Source organism: Azospirillum sp. (assembly GCF_050789165.1).
The window spans coordinates 1-19,532 of the sequence record NZ_JBOZRT010000148.1; the positions used below are offsets into that span (position 1 = coordinate 1).

Annotated in this window: 17 protein-coding genes; 8 read left to right on the forward strand and 9 right to left on the reverse strand. The window is 71.5% G+C overall.

Annotated features, from left to right (window positions below; all coding sequences use genetic code 11):
- Both ACRWK7_RS30555 and ACRWK7_RS30560 read left to right on the forward strand, forming a co-directional pair.
- A partial coding sequence (locus ACRWK7_RS30555) for a TRAP transporter large permease subunit (RefSeq protein ID WP_431860882.1) occupies positions 1–230 on the forward strand: 230 nt, incomplete at its 5' end.
- Between the two features lie 91 nt (positions 231–321).
- The gene (locus ACRWK7_RS30560) at positions 322–2,934 is read left to right on the forward strand and encodes a glycosyltransferase (RefSeq protein WP_431860884.1); all 2,613 of its coding nucleotides are present in this window, start codon (positions 322–324) and stop codon (positions 2,932–2,934) included.
- A gap of 206 nt (positions 2,935–3,140) precedes the next feature.
- On the opposite strand, the gene ACRWK7_RS30565 is transcribed toward ACRWK7_RS30560, so the two are convergent.
- The gene (locus ACRWK7_RS30565) at positions 3,141–3,695 is read right to left on the reverse strand and encodes a hypothetical protein (RefSeq protein WP_431860886.1); all 555 of its coding nucleotides are present in this window, start codon (positions 3,693–3,695) and stop codon (positions 3,141–3,143) included.
- 165 nt (positions 3,696–3,860) lie between these two features.
- Positions 3,861–5,264 carry a DEAD/DEAH box helicase gene (locus ACRWK7_RS30570; protein ID WP_431860888.1) on the reverse strand — a complete coding sequence of 468 codons (1,404 nt, stop codon included), beginning with the start codon at positions 5,262–5,264 and terminating at the stop codon, positions 3,861–3,863.
- A gap of 325 nt (positions 5,265–5,589) precedes the next feature.
- Between ACRWK7_RS30570 and ACRWK7_RS30575 the strand changes: the two genes are divergently transcribed.
- Positions 5,590–6,849 (forward strand): Hsp70 family protein, encoded by a 1,260-nt coding sequence (locus tag ACRWK7_RS30575; protein ID WP_431860889.1) that lies wholly within the window; start codon positions 5,590–5,592, stop codon positions 6,847–6,849.
- A 12-nt stretch (positions 6,850–6,861) separates the two neighbouring features.
- Here ACRWK7_RS30575 and ACRWK7_RS30580 read toward each other — a convergent pair whose 3' ends face one another.
- From ACRWK7_RS30580 to ACRWK7_RS30590, 3 genes are read right to left on the reverse strand one after another with little or no spacing between them, the layout of a single operon-like run.
- On the reverse strand, positions 6,862–7,209 hold the full coding sequence (locus tag ACRWK7_RS30580) for a type II toxin-antitoxin system RelE/ParE family toxin (RefSeq protein ID WP_431860891.1): 348 nt from the start codon (positions 7,207–7,209) through the stop codon (positions 6,862–6,864).
- Positions 7,196–7,468 (reverse strand): ribbon-helix-helix domain-containing protein, encoded by a 273-nt coding sequence (locus tag ACRWK7_RS30585; protein WP_431860893.1) that lies wholly within the window; start codon positions 7,466–7,468, stop codon positions 7,196–7,198. Before ACRWK7_RS30585 ends, ACRWK7_RS30580 begins: the two co-directional genes overlap by 14 nt.
- A gap of 57 nt (positions 7,469–7,525) precedes the next feature.
- A complete protein-coding gene (locus ACRWK7_RS30590) occupies positions 7,526–10,813 on the reverse strand; it encodes an SNF2-related protein (RefSeq protein WP_431860895.1) in 3,288 nt (1,095 codons plus the stop codon).
- 152 nt (positions 10,814–10,965) lie between these two features.
- On the opposite strand from ACRWK7_RS30590, the gene ACRWK7_RS30595 reads away from it, so the two are divergent.
- Entirely contained in the window at positions 10,966–13,122 is a 2,157-nt protein-coding gene (locus ACRWK7_RS30595) for a DNA topoisomerase (protein WP_431860897.1), read from the forward strand.
- 305 nt (positions 13,123–13,427) lie between these two features.
- Positions 13,428–14,075, forward strand: a complete 648-nt coding sequence (locus ACRWK7_RS30600; RefSeq protein ID WP_431860899.1) for an ERCC4 domain-containing protein — start codon at positions 13,428–13,430, stop codon at positions 14,073–14,075.
- A 1-nt stretch (position 14,076) separates the two neighbouring features.
- Here ACRWK7_RS30600 and ACRWK7_RS30605 read toward each other — a convergent pair whose 3' ends face one another.
- Positions 14,077–14,271 (reverse strand): hypothetical protein, encoded by a 195-nt coding sequence (locus ACRWK7_RS30605; RefSeq protein WP_431860901.1) that lies wholly within the window; start codon positions 14,269–14,271, stop codon positions 14,077–14,079.
- 113 nt (positions 14,272–14,384) lie between these two features.
- On the reverse strand, positions 14,385–14,627 hold the full coding sequence (locus ACRWK7_RS30610; protein WP_431860903.1) for a DUF1153 domain-containing protein: 243 nt from the start codon (positions 14,625–14,627) through the stop codon (positions 14,385–14,387).
- 150 nt (positions 14,628–14,777) lie between these two features.
- On the opposite strand from ACRWK7_RS30610, the gene ACRWK7_RS30615 reads away from it, so the two are divergent.
- Positions 14,778–15,167: a hypothetical protein gene (locus tag ACRWK7_RS30615; RefSeq protein WP_431860905.1), complete on the forward strand. Its 390-nt coding sequence runs from the start codon at positions 14,778–14,780 to the stop codon at positions 15,165–15,167.
- 361 nt (positions 15,168–15,528) lie between these two features.
- On the opposite strand, the gene ACRWK7_RS30620 is transcribed toward ACRWK7_RS30615, so the two are convergent.
- Positions 15,529–17,037 carry a ribonuclease J gene (locus tag ACRWK7_RS30620; RefSeq protein WP_431860907.1) on the reverse strand — a complete coding sequence of 503 codons (1,509 nt, stop codon included), beginning with the start codon at positions 17,035–17,037 and terminating at the stop codon, positions 15,529–15,531.
- 340 nt (positions 17,038–17,377) lie between these two features.
- Between ACRWK7_RS30620 and ACRWK7_RS30625 the strand changes: the two genes are divergently transcribed.
- Both ACRWK7_RS30625 and ACRWK7_RS30630 read left to right on the forward strand, forming a co-directional pair.
- On the forward strand, positions 17,378–17,563 hold the full coding sequence (locus tag ACRWK7_RS30625) for a hypothetical protein (protein ID WP_431860909.1): 186 nt from the start codon (positions 17,378–17,380) through the stop codon (positions 17,561–17,563).
- 114 nt (positions 17,564–17,677) lie between these two features.
- A complete protein-coding gene (locus tag ACRWK7_RS30630; RefSeq protein ID WP_431860911.1) occupies positions 17,678–18,787 on the forward strand; it encodes an S-(hydroxymethyl)glutathione dehydrogenase/class III alcohol dehydrogenase in 1,110 nt (369 codons plus the stop codon).
- A 49-nt stretch (positions 18,788–18,836) separates the two neighbouring features.
- Here ACRWK7_RS30630 and ACRWK7_RS30635 read toward each other — a convergent pair.
- On the reverse strand, positions 18,837–19,532 hold a 696-nt coding region (locus tag ACRWK7_RS30635), incomplete at its 5' end, for a glycerol-3-phosphate dehydrogenase C-terminal domain-containing protein (protein ID WP_431860913.1).

Below are 19,532 nucleotides of genomic sequence, written 5' to 3' on the forward strand. Positions count from 1 at the left end.
ACCTGATCTGGTTCGGCGTCATCATGATGGTGGTCATGGAGATGGGCCTCATCCACCCGCCCGTCGGCTTGAACATCTTCGTCATCAAGAACATCGCCCCCGACATCCCGCTCAAGGACGTGATCTGGGGCGTCATGCCGTTCGTGGGACTGATGATCTTCGCGGTGGTACTCCTCTGTGTCTTCCCCGGCATCGCCACGGCGCTGCCGAATTGGGTCTACGCGGGATGAAAGCGCTGGAATAGTTTTTGGGGGCCCGTGTTCGTCTCGGCGTCGGGTGATCAACACCCGCGCCACGCAGCCTTCCGAGCCGAATAGCCCCATGAACACCCCGAAGCGTTCGATGCGGTCCGCGGCCATCGCCGCCGCCCTGCTGGCCGTGACCGCCGGCCACGCGTCCTTCTGGTCCTGGCGCAACGCCCCCACTCCGATCGACGCGGAGCCGGGACGCATCGAGTCCGTTTCCTACTCGCCCTCCGGGCGCAGCTACGATCCCAACACCTCGCCCAACGTGCCGCTCGCGCAGATCGAGAAGGACATGTCCGCCATCGCCGGCTTCGCCGACGGGGTGCGCACCTACTCGTCGCTGGGCGCGCAGGGGCAGGTGCCGGCGCTCGCCGCGCGCGCCGGGCTGGACGTGTCGCTCGGCATCTGGATCAGCCGCGACAAGGCGAAGAACGAGCAGGAGGTCGCGCGCGGCATCGCGCTGGCCAAGACGGTGCGCGGCATCACCCGCGTGATCGTCGGCAACGAGTCGCTGCTGCGCGCCGACGTCACCGACGCCGAGCTGGCCGGCTACGTCAAGCGCGTGCGCGCCGCCCTGCCGAAGCGCATCCAGGTGGGCACCGCCGACGTCTGGTCGGAGATGGTCAAGGCCAACGAGACGGTGAAGGCGTCCGACTACATGGGCGTCCACGTCCTGCCCTACTGGGAAGGCGTGCCGGCCGACAAGGCGCTGACCTGGGTCCGCGACCGCCTCGACACCGTGCGCAAGGCGCACCCCGGCAAGCAGCTGTTCGTCGGCGAGGTGGGCTGGCCGTCCGGCGGCGACAACTTCCACGACGCCTACCCCTCCATCGAGGCGCAGGCCGCCGTGGTGCGCAACTTCGCCGCCGAGGCCGGCATGCTGGGCCTGCACTACAACGTGGTGGAAGCGTACGACGGCATCTGGAAGTCCACCATCGAAGGCTCGCCGGGCCCGACCTGGGGCATGCTCGACGCCGACCGCGCGCCGAAGTGGCCGCTGGCCGGCATGGTGCCCGCCCCGTACGGCGAGCGCGTCGGCGCCGGCGCCGCCATCCTGCTCGGCCTCGCGCTGTCGGCGCTGGTCGCCTTCCGCGGCCGCTCCAACGCGCTGTTCGCGCTGGGCGCCGGGTTCGGCGCCAACGTCATCGGCTTCGCGGTGGGCATGGCGGTGGCCGGCGCCTACGGCGAGTACCTGACCTTCGGCGCGATCACCACCTGGGGCTCCGCCTTCCTGCTGGGCGCCCTGATGATGGGCGTCGCCTTCGCCGACCTGGTGGACGTCGCCCGCCGTCTGCTGACCGGCCGCGCGCCGCAGCTGCTGCCGCGCCGGGCGCCGGACGCCGGGCACACGCCCTTCGTCTCCGTCCACGTCGCCGCCTGCCGCGAGCAGCCGGAGGTGCTGGCCGCCACGCTGCGCTCGCTGGCCCGGCTCGACTACCCGGCCTACGAGGTGGTCGTGCTGATCAACAACACCGAGGACGAGGCGCTGGTCACCCCGGTGGCGGAGCTGTGCACGCAACTCGGCCCGAAGTTCAAGTTCCACTGGTACAAGAAGATCGGCGGCTTCAAGGCCGGCGCCCTCAACGCCGCGCTGCGCCACACGGCGCCGGAGGCGGAGATCGTCGCGGTGCTGGACGCCGACTACACGGTCGCGCCGGACTGGCTGTCCAAGCTGGCCCCGCACTTCGCCGACCCGTTGGTCGGCATCGTGCAGGCCCCGCAGGAGCACCGCGACGGCCACGAGACCTTCCTGAAGGCCGCCATGACCGCCGAGTACCGCCCGTTCTTCGACGTCGGCATGCAGGAGGGCCTCGCCTCGCAGGCGTTCATCTGCCACGGCACGATGATCATGCTGCGCCGCGCCGCCATGGACCACGTCGGCGGCTGGTCGGAGGAGGGCATCTGCGAGGACACCGAGCTGGGCATCCGCATCCTCTCGGCCGGCTGGCGCGCCGCCTACACCGACGAGCGGCTGGGCGAGGGTCTGGCCCCGGACAACTTCATGCAGTTCCGCAAGCAGCGCGACCGCTGGGTGTTCGGCTCGACGCAGATCCTGCGCGCCCACTGGCGCAAGTTCCTGCCGGGCTTCCGGGGCCTCACGGCGCGGCAGAAGGCGGGCTACCTGCTGAACTGGGCGCGCTGGTGGTCGGACGCGGTCGGCATGTTCGCCGCCGTCGCGGCGGTGGCCTGGACCTTCGCCTCGCTGGTGCTGCCGCTGCACCTGCCGCCGGTCGAGGCCACGGCCGCGGTGCTGGGCGCGCTGGTGCTGCGCGCCGGGTCGAGCCTGCTGGCCTCGCGCTACGCCTCGGGCAACAGCTGGGGCCAGTCGGTGGCGGCCTGCGCCGTGGGCATGGCGCTGTCCACCACGGTGGCGCTGGCGGCCCTGCGCGGCCTGATCCGCAAGCGCGACGCCTTCCGCGTCACCGCCAAGGGCGGCCAGCGCGCGCCGTCCAAGTTCTGCGCCAAGCCGGAGGCGTACCTGTCCGGCGCGCTGGCGGCGGCCTCGGTCACGGCGATGCTCGCCAACCCGCTGGGCACGCTGTCGCTGGAGCTGTGGGCGGTGCTGCTCGCCGCCATGGCGGTGCCGAACCTGATGGCGGTGCTGTTCGCCGTCGGCGACATGCTCCCGGCCCGTCCGGCCCGCGCCAAGGCCGAGGCCGTTCCGGCCGGCCAGACCGCCGCGGCCTGACGGAGAGCGCGCACGGAAAAGGCCGGCACCCCCACGGGTGCCGGCCTTTTTTTTCATGCCGTCCGGCTCAGCGCAGTCCGAGGAAGGACAGGATGGCCAGCACGACCACGATCACCCCGATGATATAGAAGACGTTCGCCATTCCGCTCTCCCCTGCGTGCAATTCATGGCAGCGGAAACGGGCGGGAGCGCCGGATGGTTCCGGATCACGCCCGGTTGAGCGTGTCCGTCCCCTCCGCCGGATGGTCGCCGACGGTGATGCCGGCGAAGGAAAGCTGGCGGTCGACCAGGGCGGCCAGCCGCTCGTCCGGTTCCTCCTCGGCGAGCAGGAAGGGGCCGTAGTCGGCGTCCTCGGTGCGGGCGATCAGGGTGACGCCGGCCGGCAGCACGATGACCTGCCACAGCACCTCCTCCACCTCGCGGCTGGCGGTGATCGGGTCGATGCCGCTGGCGTTCAGCGCCACCATCCGCGCGAAGGTCACCATCCCCGCCGCGTCGCGCATAGCCAGCCGGTAGGCGGGATGGCCGGCCAGCGTGACCGGCCCCATCTCGGGCGGGACGTCCATGGTGGCGGCGATGCGCGGCCCGAACGGCGTGTCCATCAGCCGCCCCTCGACCAGGATGGCCGGCGCGCTGAAGTCGCGCATCAGCGTCCGGCAGTGCGCGATCTGCGACGGCCAGAGCGTCGGGGGACGGCCGATGCGGACGGTGGTCGGGCGGGTCATCGGTTGCAGATGGGCGTGGGCGGCGGATTCTTCCATGTTCCGGGCAACAAAAAGCCCCGCTCCGGGAAGGAGCGGGGCTTTTCGGGGGGAAGGTCGTTGAGGTGGGCCCCCACCCAACCCTCCCCCACTTCGCGGGGGAGGGCTCGATTCCTCCCCCCGCGCAGTGGGGGGAGGTTAGGAGGGGGGCCCAGTTCGGGAACGTTACGGCCGGCCGCCGTTCCGGCTGCCCTTGTACGAACGGTTGCCCTCGGACTTCCAGGGCGTCGCGCGCGCCGGACGGTCGCCGCGCTCGGCCGGCTTGCGGTCGCCGTGCCCGGCGTGGCCCTCATGGGCGTGGCCGCCGTGGCCGCGCTCGGTGTGCTTGCGCTCGCCGTGCCACGGGCGGGCCGGGCCGTTGTTGCGGAAGCCCGTGCGCTTCGGCCGGTTCGGGTTGTCGAAGCGCTGCGTCGGCTCCAGGCCCGGCACGGTGTGCACCGGCACCTGCGACCCGATCAGCCGCTCGATGCCGAACAGCGCGCCGCGGTCGGTGCGGGTGGCGAAGGAGATCGCGACACCCTCGGCCCCGGCGCGGCCGGTGCGGCCGATGCGGTGGACGTAGTCCTCCGGGTTGCGCGGCAGGTCGAAGTTGATGACGTGCGTGATGTCGCGCACGTCGATGCCGCGCGCCGCCACGTCGGTGGCGACCAGCAGGCGCACCCGGCCGTCGCGCAGCTTGCTGAGCGTGCGGGTGCGGTGTTCCTGGCGCATGTCGCCGTGCAGCGCCGCCGCGGCGTGGCCGTCCGCCGCCAGCTCGGCGGCGATCTCGTCGGCGTCGCGCTTGGTGGCGGCGAAGATGATCGCCTTGTGGATCTCCGGCGACGCCGAGAAGTGGCGCAGCAGGCGCCGCTTGTGGCCCAGGTCGTCGGCCCACAGCATGCGCTGCTCGATCTTCGGGGCGCTGGCCGGGGTGCTCTCGACCGCGACGCGGGCCGGGTCGCGCACCAGGTTGCGGGCGACGGCCTCCATGCGGCGGTCGAGCGTCGCGGTGAACAGCAGCGTCTGGCGGTCCTTCGGGCAGGCTTCGCCGATGGCGGCGATGTCCTCGGCGAAGCCCATGTCCAGCATGCGGTCGGCCTCGTCGAGGATCAGCACCTCGACCTCGCTCAGGCTGACCGTGCGGCGGCGCATGTGGTCGAGCAGGCGGCCGGGGGTGGCGACCAGAACGTCCACCGGGCGCGACAGGTCGCGCACCTGCGGGCCGAACGGCGCGCCGCCCAGCACGTCCACCACGAACAGGCGGCGGAACTTGACGTAGGTGCGGGCGGACATGGTGACCTGACGCGCCAGCTCGCGCGTCGGCGCCAGCACCAGAACGCGGGGACCGCGCGGGCGCATGCGGCGCTCGCCGGAGGCGGCGACGGCGTCGTCCGTCTCCATCAGGCGGTGCAGGGAGGGCAGCAGGAAGGCGCCGGTCTTGCCGGTGCCGGTGTCGGCGGTGGCGAGCACGTCGCGGCGCTCAAGCCCCACCGGAATGGCCTGCGCCTGGATCGGCGTCGGCTCGGTGTGGCCGGCCTCTTCGAGGGCGCGGAGAAGACCAGGGTGCAGATTCAGATCGGAAAAGGTCAAAACGGGTATCCCAAAGCAAACGACAGCGCCGCGGCCCGTCGCAAAGCCGCGGATCGGTCAGGTGTCGATCATGCCGGAGGAAGAGGGAGGCGCTGTTGCGTCGTATTCCGGACGATTGGGACCGTCCATCGAGCTTCGAACCTCGCTCGGACGACGAAAGGGCCTCCAGCGAATGCCCGGCTTATGTAGTGGGTTCTCCACCCCGGCGCCAGCCTTTTCGCGAGCGGCCGTGGTATGACCGGCATGCGTGGAGCCCCATTGTCGGGATTGATCCGGGCCGCCGACGCCTGTATAGGGTCGCCGCCTTGGCTTCCCGGAGGGTCCCATGGCGGCGTGCGGTCTGGATTTCGGAACGTCCAACACGACGTTGGGCACGACGCTCGGCGCGCCTGCTCCAGGTGGCGCGCGCCTGCTCCCCCTGGAGGGGACGAGCACCACCCTGCCCTCCTCTTTGTTCTTCGACTTCGAGACCGGCGGCACCGCCTACGGCCGCGCGGCGCTGGAGGCGTACGCGGCGGGCGCCGAAGGGCGGCTGATGCGCTCCATCAAGTCGGCGCTGGGCACCGACCTGATCGACGCCGACACCTCGCTGGGCGCCAGGCGCATCAGCTTCCGCGCCGTCATCGGCCAGTACCTGCGCGAGGTGCGCCGCCGCGCCGAGGAGGCGGCCGGCAAGCCGCTGGACAGCGTGGTGCACGGCCGCCCGGTTCACTTTGTGGATGGCGACGACGCGGCCGACGCGGCGGCCGAGCGCGCGCTGGAGGAGATCGCCCGCGGCATCGGCTTCGCCGACGTCTCCTTCCAGTACGAGCCGATCGCCGCCGCGCTCGACTACGAGCAGCAGGTGTCGCGCGAGGAGCTGGCGCTGATCGCCGACATCGGCGGCGGCACCTCGGATTTCTCCATCGTCCGCATCGGGCCGGAGCGGCGCGGACGGGCCGAGCGGGCCGGGGACATCCTCGCCAACGACGGCATCCGGGTGGGCGGCACCGACTTCGACCGCGACCTGAGCCTCAGCGCGGTGATGCCCTTGCTGGGCTTCGGTAGCCCGATGAAGCGGGCGGGGCTGCTGGCGCCGCGCAGCTTCTTCCTCGATCTGGCGACGTGGTCGCGGATCAACTTCCTCTACACCGCCAAGTCGATGGCCGAGCTGAAGCGCGTGCACCGCGAGTCCGCCGCCCCGCACCTGATCGAGCGCCTGATCGGCGTGGTCGAGGAGCACCGCGGCCACGCCCTGGCGCTGGACGTGGAGCGCGCCAAGATCACGCTGTCCGGCAGCGAGCGGACCACGCTGGCGCTCGACCTGGATTCCGAGGATCCGGAGATCACCGCCGACGCGCTGGTCGACGCCACCGGCTCGCTGGCCGGACGGATCGAGGCGCGGGTGCGCGACTGCCTGGTCCAGGCCGGGGTTACGGCGGAGCGGATCGACGCGGTGTTCCTGACCGGCGGCTCGACGCTGCTGCCGCACGTGCGCGCGGCCATCGTCGGCGGCTTCCCCGAGGCGCGGGTCATCGAGGGCGACACCTTCGGCTCGGTGGGCCAGGGGCTGTCGGTGGAGGCGGTGAGACGGTACGGGGCGTGACGGCCAAGCCGCTCAATGCCGGAGGCGATCCAGGATCTGCCGCCGATGGTCCACGCCCCCGAAGAAGATGGCCAGGATCCTGACCTCGGACAGCGGCTCGTCGATCTCGGAGTAGAAAATGAATCGGCTGCTGGTCACCGTCCGAACGCCCGCCGCGATCTCCGGGTGTTCGGAGCCGCGGTGAGGATGGGTTTCGAACGTACGCATGTAGGCGAGGGCTTCGCCGATGCGGGTCGCCGCCCGTTCCGACGAGCTGCCGGGATCGTCGCCGAGATCCTGGTAGACCTGGAACAGGTAACCCTCGATGAGGTCGAGGTCGCGCGCGACGCCGGCCGCGCGGCGGACCCTATAGTGCCGCACGCGCCTGCCTCTTGCGCTCCAGCATTGCCTGGGTCTCCGCCTCGCCTTCATCAAGATCGACGAACGCCGCGGCACGCCGCCGGCCGATCAGCAACCGCAGCGCCTCGACCTCCGTGTCGCGGCTCTCGCTATCGCGCCGCAGCATCTCGAGCCCCTGCTGGAGAACCGCGCTGAGGCTTGGATAACGGCCGGCCTCGACCAAGCTCCGGGCGTAGGCCTCCTGTTCGTCGGTCAGCGAAATCGAGGTCTTGACGGTCATGGCGCCCTCCTGCCCCTAAGGTACTACTGGGTAGCACCGGCTTCAAGCGACCAGCCCCTATGCCTCCTCCGACTTCTCGAACAGATAGTCGATGTCCCCGCCCTCCAGCGCGCCGACCAGCCCGCCGGTGCCCTCGATGGTGGCGGCGCTGAGGCTGCCCTTGCGGCGCTGCAGGTCGAGGATGCGCTCCTCCACGCTGTTGGCGGCGATCAGCTTGTAGACGAAGACCGGCTTGTCCTGGCCGATGCGGTAGGCGCGGTCGGTCGCCTGGTCCTCGGCGGCCGGGTTCCACCAGGGATCGTAGTGGATCACCGTGTCCGCCGCCGTCAGGTTCAGGCCGCGCCCGCCGGCCTTCAGGCTGATCAGGAACACCGGCACCTCGCCGGCCTGGAAGCGGCGCACCGGGTCGGCGCGGTCGAGCGTGCGGCCGGTCAGCTCCACATAGGCGATGCCGGCCTCCTGCAACTCCACCTTGATGAGGTCGAGCATCGAGGTGAACTGCGAGAACACCAGCACCCGCCGGCCCTCCGGCACCATCTCGGCCAGCATGTCGACCAGCGTCTCCAGCTTGGCGCTGCGAAGCGTGCTCCCCGACGCCGCCTTCACCAGCCGCGGGTCGCAGCAGACCTGCCGCAGCTTCAACAGCGCGTCGATCACCGTGATGGCGTTGCGCGACAGGCCGCTGGCGGCGATGGCGGCGCGCACCTTGTCGTGCACCGACAGCCGGATGGTCTCGTAGAGGTCGCGCTGCTCGCGGCCGAGGTCGATGCGGCGCACCACCTCGGTCTTCGGCGGCAGCTCCTTCGCCACGGCCGCCTTGGTCCGGCGCAGCAGGAACGGCTTGGTCCGGCGCCACAGCAGCGCCGCGCGGGTGGCGTCGCCGCGCTTCTCGATGGGGGTGCGGAAGCGCTTCTGGAAGCTCTTGCGGTCGCCCAGCAGGCCCGGCATCAGGAAGGCGAACTGGCTCCACAGCTCGCCCAGATTGTTCTCCACCGGCGTGCCGGACAGGCAGAGCCGGTGCCGCGCCTGCAGCTGGCACACCCCGCGCGTCGCCTTGGAATCCGGGTTCTTGATGGCCTGCGCCTCGTCGAGCACCAGCAGGTGCCAGGTCAGGCCCTTCATCAGGTCGATGTCGCGGGCGACGACGCCGTAGGTGGTGACGACGATGTGCGCGTGCGCGACGTCGCCGCGCTTCTCGTGACGGTCCAGGCCGTGCAGCACCAGCACCTTGAGGTGCGGCGTGAAGCGCTTCGCCTCGTCCACCCAGTTCGGCACGAGGCTGGTCGGCACCACCACGAGGCACGGGTCGGTCAGCCGCCCGGCGGCGTGCTCCACCGCGACGTGCGCCAGCGTCTGCGCCGTCTTGCCCAGCCCCATGTCGTCGGCGAGGATGCCGCCCACGCCTCCGGCGCGCAGGCTCTGCAGCCACGCCACGCCCTGCTGCTGGTAGTCGCGCAGCTCGGCGCGGAAGCTCGCCGGCACGGCGACCTCCGGCAGCACCGCGGTCTCGCGCAGGCGGTCGAGGTAGGCCGCGATCTGCGCGCCCTGGTCGGGGCGGCGCGCGATCAGGTCGTCGATGTCGATCAGCGTGTCGGCCTCGGCGAGCGGCACGCGCAGCGTGTCGTCCACCCGCTTGGCGCCCTCCAGCATGGCCTCCAGCACGCTCAGCAGCCGCTCCACGCGGTCGGCGGGCAGCACCAGCACGCTGCCGTCGTCCAGCACGATGTGGGCGCGGCCGTCGATGACGCGTGCCGCCTCCATGCCGCCCTTGTCGATCAGCTTGGCCAGGATGGGCAGCAGCGGCCGACGCTCGCCGTCGATGTCGACGCCGACCTCCAGGTCGAACCAGCCGTCGCCGGCGTCGCGCACGGCCACGTCCACCGCACCGCCCGGCTCGACCACGCGGGTGCCGAAGTCGGAACCGATCTCGACCGTCCAGCCCTCGGCGCGCAGGGCGGGCACGTGATTCGCCAGGATGTCCTGCCAGCGCTGCGCCGACTCCTTCCCCGTCAGCCAGTGCACCCGGGTGCCGCGCGCCTGCAGCGAGCCCTTCGGCGGCTCGATGCGCGCCTGCGCGAAGCCCAGCGCCGCCAGCCGCTCCAGCGCCGCCTGCTCGGCGCCCTTGTCGCGGCGCACGAAGGTGACCAGGCCGATGTCCTCGGTGCGGGCGAACTGGCGCTGGTCGTCGGGGTCGATCTCGGCCGGAAGGCCGGGCTCGCCGTAGTCGAAGGACAGGCGCAGCACGTCCACCAGCCCGTCGGTCGGCGACACGACGCGGCCCAGGCGGGCGATCACCACCGGCGCGCGCTCAACGATGGCGGCGGTCTCCGCAGCGCGGGCCGGCGGCGGCTCCGGGCGGGCCCTGGGCAGCGGAATGGTGGGCGGCGGCAGGACCGGCTTGGGCTGCTTGGGTTTCGGGGGCTCGACCACCTGCATGTCGACCGGGCAGACCAGCCCGGCCGCCGGGTCCACCAGCCACCAGCCGAGGCCGCGGACCAGCACCCCGCCCTCGGGAACGCCGGCGGGACGCAGCTTGCCGCTCTTCGGGTCGCGGAAGGCGCGCAGGGCCTTCGAGGGGCCTTCCTTGAGCGCCGCGCCGGTGTGCCAGCGCAGCCGCCCGCTGCCGAGCAGGCGGCGGATCAGCCGGTCGATGTCGTCACGCCGCCCCTTGGCGACCGGCGTGCGCACCACCCCGCCGCCGCCGAGCAGCCGGGCGATGGCACGGTCGGCGTCGCCGTCCAGGTCGCGGGCGACCTTCTCGATGACGTCGCGCGGGGTGGCCGGGGTCCCGGGGCCGGGGCCGGCGGACAGCGTGGCGGTGACGAACAGAGCGATGTCGTCGCGCCCGGCCTCCAGCGTCCAGCGCGCGGCGAGGCGCGGCGGCGCGACCGGCTCGGGCCTCGGTTCGGGCCGGGGTTCGGGCTTGGGCTCCGGCTTCGGCGCCGGGGCCAGCGCCAGGACCGGCTGGCGGCGCGGCGGTGGCTCGGGCTGCGGCTTGTCCATCAGGTCGAGCAGCGAAGCGCGGCGCCACTGCGGCCGGGTGTCCAGCGCCGACATCGCCGCCGCGGCCATGTGCGCGCAGGCGTTGCGGCCACAGGTGCAGGAGCGCTCGAACATCACCCGCCGGCCGCGGTCCACCGGCGTGACGGTCACCGCAAGCTCGCGGCCGAGGTCGCTCACCGTCGCCTCGATGCGGTCCTCCGCCGCGCCGAGTCGCACCGCGCCGCCGAGGATCAGCGTGCGGCCGCGCTGGACGGTCTTCACGTCGAAGACGCGCGCCAGATCCTCCTGGGAGAAGGGAACTCCGGGGGAGGCCGCGGACCGGATGGGGTCGAGCAGGGACATGCGCTTCGCGTGGGATTCCAGGGAGCGGGGGAACATAGGGAGTCCGCGCGGCGGATGCCACAGGCAAGACCTCCTATCTCCGGCCTAGCCCAAGCCGACGCACGCCGTCAATGTTCTTGCTGCGTTCGCGTTCACGGTTTATCCTCACGGGCATGGCGACGCTGATCATCACCGAGAAATCGAGCCAGGCGAAGGACCTGCGCGCCGCGCTGGGCGAACGGTTCGGCCGCATCCTGCCGGCCGAGGGCCACCTGCTGCGCCTCGCCGAGCCGGAGGAGGTGGACCCCGCCTGGAAGCGCTGGGCGCCGACCCTGCTGAAGCCGGACGGGCTCTATCCCACCCGCCCCGACGGCCACGGCAACAAGCCGGCCAAGCTCAAGGCCATCGCCGCCGCGCTGAAGGGCTGCGACGAGGTGATCCTCGCCACCGACTGCGACCGCGAGGGGCAGCTGATCGGCCAGGAGATCCTGGAGCACGTCGGCTTCCGCGGCCGGGTGAAGCGCGCGCTGTTCACCGCGCAGGACCCGAAGACCATCCGGCAGGCCTTTGCGGCGCTGAAGCCCAACGATTCGATGCGCCCGCTCTACGACGCCGCGGTGGCGCGCCAGCAGGCCGACCAGATCTTCAACCTGTCGCTGACCCGCACCGCCACCACATCACTGCGCGCGCCGGGCGAACGCGGGGTGATCGGCATCGGCCGGGTGAAGACGCCGACGCTCGCCATCGTCTGCCTGCGCGAGATCGAGATCCGCGACTTCAAGCCCGAGGACTATTTCGAGGTGGTGGCCACGGCCACCGTGGCCGCCGGCCGCTTCCCCATGCGGCACGCCCCGCCCCCCCAGGCGCGCATCAAGGACCGGGCGCGCGCCGAGGCCATCGCCGCGGCGGCGGCCGGTCACGCCGGGCCGCTGTCGGTGACGGTGGAGGAGCGGCGGCAGGCGCCGCCCAGGCTGTTCGACCTGCCGGCCCTGCAGAAGACCTGCGGCCAGCGCTGGGGCTGGACCGCCGACCGCACGCTCTCCGTGGCGCAGTCGCTCTACGACGGCGAGGGCAAGAAGCTCATCACCTACCCGCGCGCCGAGGCGCGCTACCTCTCGGAGAACCAGATCGCCGACGTGCCGGCCCTGGTCGGCGCGCTGACCCGGCTGCGCGGCTTCGCGCACCTGGAGATCCCGAAGCCGGTGATCCGCCGCGGCAAGTCCGGCCACTTCTGCGACAAGGCGCTGGAGGGCGTGTCGCACCACGCCGTCGTCCCCAACGTCAACGTCATGGACGACTTGGAGGCGCGGCTCGGTCGCCTGTCCGAGGACGAGAAGAAGCTGTTCGCGCTGATCTGCCGCTCCTACCTCGCGGCGGTGATGCCGGACTACGAGTACCGGCAGACCACGGTGACGATGGGCGTGCCCGTCCCCGCCACCGATAAAGTTCCGGCATCGGAGGCTGAGTTCCGCGCCACCGGCCGCATCCCGCTGCGCCTCGGCTGGCGGGCGGTCTACACCGGGGCCGAGCAGCAGGACGCGCCCCTGGAGGCCGACGCCGAGCAGGACCTGCCGCCGCTCAAGGACGGGGAGATGGCGACGCTTTCCGACCCCAAGGTGGAGGCCAAGCGCACCCAGGCGCCGCCGCGCTACAACGAGGGCACGCTGATCGACGCCATGCAGAACGCGTGGCGCTTCGTCGAGGACCCGGCGCTGCGCGAGCGGCTGAAGGAGGCCAAGGGCATCGGCACCCCCGCCACCCGCGCCGAGGTGATCAAGGGCCTGAAGAAGCAGAATCTGCTGGGCAGCGAGGGCAAGTGGCTGCACGCCACCCCGGCCGGGCTGGCGCTGTTCGAGCTGCTGCGCGGCGCCGCCCCGGCGCTGGTCGATCCCGGCACCACCGCGCTGTGGGAGATGCGGCTGGACGAGGTGGTGACCGGCCGCGCCGACTTCCGCGCGGTGATCGACGGCATCGCGACGGAGGCGGAGCGGCTGATCGGCTCGCTGACCGCGCAGTCCGGCGCGCGCATCGGCCTCGGCCAGCCGGCGGCGCCCTTCCGCAAGGGCGGCCGGAAGCGGACTCCGCCGAAGGCGGGCGCCACCGCAACGGCGCCGCGCCAGCCGCGCCGGCCCCGGCGGAAGGCGGCGGAGGAACCGGTTCCGTCGGGCCGCGCGCCGACGGAGCGCATGGTGGCGTTTGCCAAGGATCTGGCGAAGCGCAAGCGGATGACCTTGCCGCCGGGGGTGGAGGGGGACTTCGACGCCTGTCGGCGGTTCCTGGACGAGCATGGCGGAAGTCGGGCAAGCGCCGGCGGCGCGCCCCCCTCCTAACCTCCCCCCACTTCGCGGCTACGGTATGCACACCTGTTGCGGCACAAAGTGTCCAATACTTCAATAACTTGACCGTCATCCCCACGAAGGCGGGGATGACGGGAAAATATTTGTTTTCCCAGTCACTTACCGCTCCGCAACAGGTGTGCATACCGTAGCACTCGGGGGAGGAACCGACTCCCTCCCCCGCGTAGTGGGGAGGGCTGGGGTGGGGGACCGTGCGGAGACCTCCCCAACCTTCCCGCAACCTTCTGCACCTCCGCATGGTTGAACGGGTGATTGGCAAGACCACACCCGGTGCTCCCATGCGCATCATCGCCGACTGCCACGAACCGGCCGAACTGATCGGCATCCTGCGCGCGACCGGCAGCGTCGACGGCAGCGCCGTCGAGGTGGAGGCCGACCAGCTCGACGTCGGCGACTACCTGATCGGCCCCGGCGCCGCCGTGGAGCGCAAGGCCGGCGGCGACTTCGTCGCCTCGCTGCTCGACGGCCGCTTCGCCGAGCAGGCGGCCAAGCTGCGCGCCACCTACGACCGGGTGGTCTGGATCATCGAGGGCAACCCCTACGACGGCCACGTCGAGCTGGAGCCCAAGGTCATCACCGGCGCCATCAGCCATCTGGCCGTGGTCGAGGGCGCCACGGTGCTGCGCACCGCCAGCCTCCAGGAAACCGCCGATCTGTTGCTGTCCATGGCGAAGCGCCTGCAGGACGGCCGCCGCGACCTGCCGCTGCGGCCCAGCAAGCCCACCGACCCGCGCGTGCTGGCGGAGTTCATCGTCAACGGCCTGCCCGGAGTCGGGCGCACGCGGGCGCAGGCCCTGCTGACGCGCTTCGGCTCGGTGCGCGGCGTCTTCGCGGCGGACGCCGGGGAGATCGCGGCACTGCGCGGCTTCGGCAAGAAGACCGCCGGCCTGATCCAGGCGGCGCTGGACACGCCCTACGGGAGCTGAGCTATTGGGCCATCCCCATGGACCCGTAGACGGCATGCGGGTTGTCGAACCCACACAGCCACATCAGGTCGACCGTGATCCCGGCCTGGATCAGCGCGGCCTGGGCGAAGGATTCGTACAGCATCCCGATGACGTCGCGAGGGGCGCCGGAGTCCTCCATCTCGCTGGCGGTGCGCAGCAGATCCTCGGCGACCACGACACGCTCCCCGGTTGCCGGTTTTTCCGGCCAGTTTGTTCAGAGTCCGATCATCCGCCGGACCAGGGTAAAAAGCAAGAGCGCCCGGTGATGCGCGCGATGACGCACGGCGGTCAGGGGCCCGCGGTGCGGAACTCCCGCAGCTTGGTCACGCGCAGCGCGCGGCGGCCGCCGCGGCTGAACAGCGCGTCCCAGGACAGGAACTCCTCGACCGACAGGCCGTAGCGGTCGCAGGCCTCGGCCATGGACAGGGTGCCGGTGCGCACGGCCAGCACGACGGCCTGCTTGCGGCTGGACACCCAGCGGCGCGTGTCGGGGGCGGGCAATGACGCCAGGGTCTCGTCGGTGGTCCTCATGGTCGGTCCGAAGGTGGTAAGGCTGCCCCCTATGTAGGAGGTACTCCTTTCCGAAAGATGACCGGACCGCGGGAATCGGGCGACATCGGGGCGGTTTGGCCGCCCTCGGCTGTTATCAGTTTGGGATAGTCCGCAAGGGGAGAGTGCGCGATGGACGAGGCGCCGATCGGAACCGGGGCGAGCGCGCATCCCGTCGATGCGAACGCGCTCGGCGTGAGGCCGGAGGTGCGCGCGGCGCTGGCGGACGCCGCTTTCACCCCGCTGGACACCGGCGACGGGTGTCTGGCGTGGTGCCGCGCGTCGGAGGACGAGACGCACGTGATGATCTCCGCCAACAACGACCTCGACGGCGATCCGCGGGCGCCCGACTGGATTCTCGGCTGCTACGGCGATTCCGGCGGCTTCGTGGAGGTGTCAGGGCTGACGCTGGAACGGGCGATCGAAGGGGCGGCGCTGCTGCGCGCCCCGGTGCGGGCCGACGGCTCGCTGATCGAGGCGATCTACCCGTCGCTGGAACAGGCGCTGGACGATCTGGCGTAGGGACGGCTGGAACGCCTCCCCCAGCCCCGCTGGGGGAGAGAGGGTAAGCTGGAAACGACGAAAGCCCCCGCCGGGTGGCGAGGGCTTTCTGCGGAGATCTTAGGACTCCGCGTCTCATACGCCCCATCAGGCGTGTAATCCTATCCGGTCGTTCCCAGAAGGAACGCTGTCATCAAGTAAGCTGCGGTGGAGTCATGACGCTACTCACCCTCCTAGCTACGGCTTGACAGTATTCACCGACCGATTGATCGGGAACCAGTACTTCGGTCTGTTTGCTGTGCAGCAACCTCAGTCTTGGTTACGTCTTCAGGAACAAGGGTGCTCCTGCCGCAGCAGGATGTCAAGCGTCCACTCGCGGCTATTACGCCGCGAGCAGATCCGCCGTCTCCAGCATGCTGTCGTCCCAGGCCAGCAGGGCGCGGCCGTCGTGGGCGAGGCGCTTCGGCTCGACCTGGCCGGTCACCGCCGTCCCCTCGGCCGCGAGACGCACCACGTCGCCGTCCTCGATCACCAGCGCGCGCTCGACCCCGCAGGAGCGGGCGAGGCGGGCGTGCGCCTCCAGGTGCGCGATGGTGCCGTGCACCGGCACCGCGAAGCGCGGGCGCACCAGATCGTACATGCGGCGCAGGTCGTCGCGCTTCGGATGGCCGGAGACGTGGACGGGCATGTCCGCGGGGGTGACGACCTCGACGCCCATGGCGCGCAGGTGGTCCTGCACGGCGCCGATGCCCTCCTCGTTGCCGGGGATGGCGCGGGCCGAGAAGATCGCGGTGTCGCCGCGCTCCAGCCACAGGTCGCGGTGGTCGTTGCGGGCGATGCGGCTCAGGGCCGCCCGCTCCTCGCCCTGGCTGCCGGTGCACAGCAGGACGAGGTTGCGCCGGTCGGTCCACGACGCCTCCTGCACCCCCATGAAGGGCGGCAGGTCGTCGAGATAGCCGCAGGCGCGCGCCGCCTTCTCCATGCGCAGCATCGAGCGGCCGGCCAGCACCACCTTGCGGTCGTGCGCCGCGGCGGCCTGCGCCACCGCCTTCATGCGCGCCACGTTGGAGGCGAAGCCGGTCACCGCGATGGCGCCGGTGCGGCCGGCGAAAGCCGCCATCAGACCGGCGCGCGCGTCGGCCTCGGAGCCGGTGGAGCCCTCGACGTCGGCGTTGGTGCTGTCGCAGGTCATCGCCAGCACGCCCTCGTCGCCCAGGCGCCGCAGCGCCGCCACGTCGGTGGTGCGGCCGAGCAGCGGGTCCGGATCGAACTTCCAGTCGCCGGTGTGCAGCACCGTGCCCGCCGCCGTGCGGATGGCCAGCGCCATCGGCTCGGGGATCGAGTGGGTCACCGCGATGCTCTGCACCCGGAACGGGTTCAGGTCCAGCGTGTCGCCGATCTGGAAGGTGCGCAGCGTGACGTCGCGCAGGCGCCCGGTCTCCTTCAGCCGCTCGCGGATGACGTGCGAGGCGAAGGGGCTGGCGTGGATCGGGCAGGACAGGCGCGGCCACAGATGGTGGATGGCGCCGATGTGGTCCTCGTGCGCGTGGGTGACGACGAGGCCGACCACGTCGGCCATCCGCTCCTCGATGAAGGAGGGGTCGGCCATCACGGCGTCGATGCCCGGCGCCTCGTCGCCCATGAAGGCAACGCCGGCATCGACGATCAGCCATTTCCCGGCGTGGCCGTACAGCGCCATGTTCATGCCGATGCGCGAGCAGCCGCCCAACGGCAGGAAGATCACCTCGTCGGCGCCCGGCACGGGACCGCGCGCACGGCGACGGGGGGCGGGGGGAACGGTGGGGAGAAGGGTGCCGCCCCCGTGCACCGCGGCGTGCGGGTGCAGGGGGCCGTTCGGCGCCCGGCGGCGCCGCTTGGAATCAAAGGTCATACAGTCTCAACGTTACCAACACGATGTCGGCATTCAACGCTGCCGGACGGGCGTGCATCGCCGGGCGATGCGGAGGGGGGACCTCTCCGGCCCGGAGCCGGCGCCAGGAACAAGGCGGCCAGGCCACACGCGGTCGGAGAGGAGGGGGAGGGCTCGCCGCCCTTGAGCGTACCAAAGGGGCGTTGCCGATCCGAATGGCGTTTCGAGGAGGTCGGCGGCGGCTTTTTTTGCCCCGCGACAGGACCATAGGTAGCATCTGGGTACGAATGTTTCAAGGCGTGTGCGAAACCTCCCGCGCATGGCGGTGTTGCTTTGGGGAAGACCAACAGGGAGATCCCAGATGGCCGACACCCCCAAGACCCCCGCCAAGGCCCCCGAAACCGCTCCCGGCGAGCAGCGCCAGGACCGCAGCCGCACGCCCGGCGACGGCACGCTGGACGGCGCCGTCCCGGCCGGCCTGACCGCCGACGAACTGCGCCGCCGCGCCGAGCAGCCGAACACCTCCAGCGACGGCGGCGCCGGCTGACCTAGCCGGCATGTGCCAGAAAGTACGAGGCCCCTCCCGGCGCGGAGGGGCTTTTCTTTTCGGCGCGTGCGAACGAAGCTTACAGGCAAGCACCAATCAGGGAGAGGGAGCATCATGGACGTCCGCGCCGCCGTCGCCACCGAGGCGACGAAGCCGCTGAGCATCGAGACCGTGCAACTGGAAGGACCGCGCGCCGGCGAGGTGCTGGTCGAGATCAAGGCCACCGGCGTCTGCCACACCGACGCCTACACGCTCTCCGGCCTCGACAGCGAGGGCAAGTTCCCGTGCATCCTGGGCCACGAGGGCGCCGGCGTGGTGGTGGACGTCGGCCCCGGCGTCACCAGCCTGAAGAAGGGCGACCACGTCATCCCGCTCTACACGCCGGAATGCCGGCAGTGCGAGTACTGCCTCAGCCAGAAGACCAACCTCTGCCAGGCGATCCGCGAGACGCAGGGGCGCGGCGTCATGCCCGACGGCACCAGCCGCTTCAGCCTGGGTGGGCAGCCGCTGTGGCACTACATGGGCACGTCCACCTTCGCCAACTACACCGTGGCGCCGGAGATCGCGCTGGCGAAGATCCGCGAGGACGCGCCGTTCGACAAGGTCTGCTACATCGGCTGCGGCGTCACCACGGGCCTCGGCGCGGTGATCTGGACCGCCAAGGTGCACGCCGGCGCGCGGGTGGTGGTGTTCGGGCTGGGCGGCATCGGCCTCAACGTCATCCAGGGTGCCCGCATGGTGGGCGCGGAGATGATCGTCGGCGTCGACATCAACCCGGAGCGCCGCGCCATGGCCGAGAAGTTCGGCATGACGCACTTCGTGAACCCCAAGGAGGTCGAGGGCGACCTGGTGCCTTACCTGGTGTCGCTGACCAAGGGCGGCGCCGACTTCACCTTCGAGTGCGTCGGCAACACCACGCTGATGCGCCAGGCGCTGGAGTGCTGCCACAAGGGCTGGGGCGTGTCGGTGATCATCGGCGTGGCGCCGTCGGGGGCGGAGATCGCCACCCGGCCGTTCCAGCTGGTCACCGGACGGGTGTGGAAGGGCTCGGCCTTCGGGGGCGCCCGCGGGCGCACCGACGTGCCGCGCATCGTCGACTGGTACATGGACGGGCTGATCAACATCGACGACCTGATCACCCACGTCATGCCGCTGGAGAAGATCAACGACGCCTTCGACCTGATGCACGAGGGCAAGTCGATCCGCAGCGTGGTGACGTTCTGACCGCGTTGCCCCCTCCCCTGCGCGAGCGGGGGAGGGGGCAAGTACGGCCCTATCCGTTCACCACCCGCGCCCGCACGCCGTCCCGCGCCTCGGCCATCCACGCGCCCAGCGCGTCGGCCTCCGCCTTGCCGAGCCGCAGGCCGAGCTTGGAGCGGCGCCACAGCACGTCCTCGGCCGTCTGCGCCCATTCCTCCGCCATCAGGTAGCGGACCTCCGCCTCCGTCAGGTCCGCCCCGAAGCGCCGCCCCAGGTCGGCCGGGCCGGTGGCGTCGCCCAGCAGGTCCCAGGCCCGCGTGCCGTAGGCGCGCACCAGACGCGCCATGTGCTCGGGCGCCACGAACGGATAGCGGGCGCGCAGCTCGGCGCCCAGCGCGGACACGCCGTCCACCGGGAAGTCGCCGCCTGGCAGCGGCGCCCGGCTCGACCAGCCGGCCGGCGCCTCCGGCAGGAAGGGGGAGAGCTTCGCCAGCGCCGCCTCGGCGAGCTTGCGGTAGGTGGTGATCTTGCCGCCGAACACGCTCAGCAGCGGCGCCCCGCCCTCCGGCACGTCCAGCGCCAGCACGTAGTCGCGCGTTGCCGCCTGCGCCGCCGAGGCGCCGTCATCGACCAGCGGCCGCACCCCCGAATAGCTCCACACCACGTCTTGCACGCGGACCGGCGTGGCGAAGTACTCGCCCGCCGCCGCGCACAGGTAGGCGATCTCCTCGGCCGTGGCCTGCACCGCCGCCGGATCACCCTGGTAATC

Coding starts and splice junctions, on each gene's coding strand:
- ACRWK7_RS30560 (WP_431860884.1), top strand. CDS start 322: ATGAACACCCCGAAGCGTTCGATGCGGTCCGCGGCCATCGCCGCCGCC.
- ACRWK7_RS30595 (WP_431860897.1), top strand. CDS start 10,966: ATGGCGACGCTGATCATCACCGAGAAATCGAGCCAGGCGAAGGACCTG.
- ACRWK7_RS30625 (WP_431860909.1), top strand. CDS start 17,378: ATGGCCGACACCCCCAAGACCCCCGCCAAGGCCCCCGAAACCGCTCCC.
- ACRWK7_RS30575 (WP_431860889.1), top strand. CDS start 5,590: ATGGCGGCGTGCGGTCTGGATTTCGGAACGTCCAACACGACGTTGGGC.
- ACRWK7_RS30565 (WP_431860886.1), bottom strand. CDS start 3,695: ATGGAAGAATCCGCCGCCCACGCCCATCTGCAACCGATGACCCGCCCG.
- ACRWK7_RS30600 (WP_431860899.1), top strand. CDS start 13,428: ATGCGCATCATCGCCGACTGCCACGAACCGGCCGAACTGATCGGCATC.
- ACRWK7_RS30610 (WP_431860903.1), bottom strand. CDS start 14,627: ATGAGGACCACCGACGAGACCCTGGCGTCATTGCCCGCCCCCGACACG.
- ACRWK7_RS30620 (WP_431860907.1), bottom strand. CDS start 17,037: ATGACCTTTGATTCCAAGCGGCGCCGCCGGGCGCCGAACGGCCCCCTG.
- ACRWK7_RS30615 (WP_431860905.1), top strand. CDS start 14,778: ATGGACGAGGCGCCGATCGGAACCGGGGCGAGCGCGCATCCCGTCGAT.
- ACRWK7_RS30585 (WP_431860893.1), bottom strand. CDS start 7,468: ATGACCGTCAAGACCTCGATTTCGCTGACCGACGAACAGGAGGCCTAC.
- ACRWK7_RS30590 (WP_431860895.1), bottom strand. CDS start 10,813: ATGTCCCTGCTCGACCCCATCCGGTCCGCGGCCTCCCCCGGAGTTCCC.
- ACRWK7_RS30630 (WP_431860911.1), top strand. CDS start 17,678: ATGGACGTCCGCGCCGCCGTCGCCACCGAGGCGACGAAGCCGCTGAGC.